Source organism: Pseudomonas sp. NPDC087639 (assembly GCF_044743385.1).
Lineage (GTDB): Bacteria > Pseudomonadota > Gammaproteobacteria > Pseudomonadales > Pseudomonadaceae > Aquipseudomonas.
The window spans coordinates 1-1,389 of record NZ_JBIUWI010000183.1 but is presented as its reverse complement, the minus strand read 5'-3'; the positions used below and the strand labels follow the sequence as shown (position 1 = coordinate 1,389).

Genomic DNA, 1,389 nt, shown 5'->3' with positions numbered 1-1,389 from the left:
CCCCAGGCGCTACCGGCAACCCTCAACTCCACGTCGCCCAACTCGTCTTCGTCACCCAGGATGTCGGTCAGGACTGCGAACTTGTCGCCTTCCTTAACCAGACCCATGGCGATACCGGCAACCGGCGCCTTCATCGGCACACCAGCGTCCATCAGGGCCAGGGAAGCGCCGCAAACGGAAGCCATCGAGCTCGAACCGTTGGATTCGGTGATTTCCGACACAACGCGGATGGTGTACGGGAACACGTCAGCAGCCGGCAGCATGGCAGAAACCGAACGACGGGCCAGACGGCCGTGACCGATTTCGCGGCGACCAGCACCACCCATGCGACCACACTCGCCCACCGAGAACGGAGGGAAGTTGTAGTGCAGCATGAACGGGTCTTTTTTCTCGCCTTCCAGGGTGTCCAGCAGCTGTGCGTCGCGGGCGGTGCCGAGGGTCGCAACTACCAGAGCCTGGGTTTCACCACGGGTGAACAGGGCCGAACCGTGGGTCTTCGGCAGAACGCCGACTTCAATGTTCAGCGGACGTACGGTGCGGGTGTCGCGGCCGTCGATACGTGGCTTGCCGTTTACGATGTTTTCGCGAACGGTGCGGTATTCGATTTCGCCGAATGCAGCTTTGACTTCGCTGGACGAAGGCTGGCCTTCTTCACCGGACAGCTTGGCAACCACCTGATCCTTCAGCTCACCCAGGCGAGCGTAACGGTCGGCCTTGATGGTGATGGTGTAAGCCTGGGAGATCGCTTCGCCGAACTCGGAACGGATTGCGTTCAGCAGTTCGGTAGCTTCTGGCGCAGGAGCCCAGGTCCAGGTTGGCTTGGCAGCTTCAGCAGCCAGTTCTTTAACGGCGTTGATCACAACCTGGAACTCGTCGTGAGCAAACAGTACCGCGCCCAGCATCTGGTCTTCGGTCAGCTCTTTGGCTTCCGATTCAACCATCAGCACAGCGTCGGAAGTACCGGCAACGACCATGTCCAGGCTCGAAGCAGCTTGCTGCTCGTAAGTCGGGTTCAGCAGGTAGCCGGTGCTTTCGTGGAAAGCGACACGAGCGGCGCCGATCGGGCCGTCGAACGGGATACCCGAGATGGCCAGGGCTGCCGAGGTACCGATCATCGCAGCGATGTCCGGATCGGTCTTCTTGCTGGTGGAAACGACGGTGCAGACAACCTGCACTTCGTTCATGAAGCCTTCTGGGAACAGCGGACGGATCGGACGGTCGATCAGTCGGGAAGTCAGGGTTTCTTTCTCGGAAGGACGGCCTTCACGCTTGAAAAAACCGCCAGGGATCTTACCGGCAGCGTAAGTCTTTTCCTGGTAGTGAACGGACAGAGGGAAGAAGCCCTTGCCCGTATCGGCTTGCTTGGCACCAACAACAGTAACCAATACG

Annotated in this window: 1 protein-coding gene; it reads right to left on the bottom strand. The window is 59.8% G+C overall.

The genetic code is table 11. From position 1 onward, the window contains the following. Positions 1–1,389 (bottom strand): polyribonucleotide nucleotidyltransferase (pnp, locus tag ACIOVB_RS27720; RefSeq protein WP_401272299.1); only part of this gene is annotated, 1,389 nt, incomplete at both ends.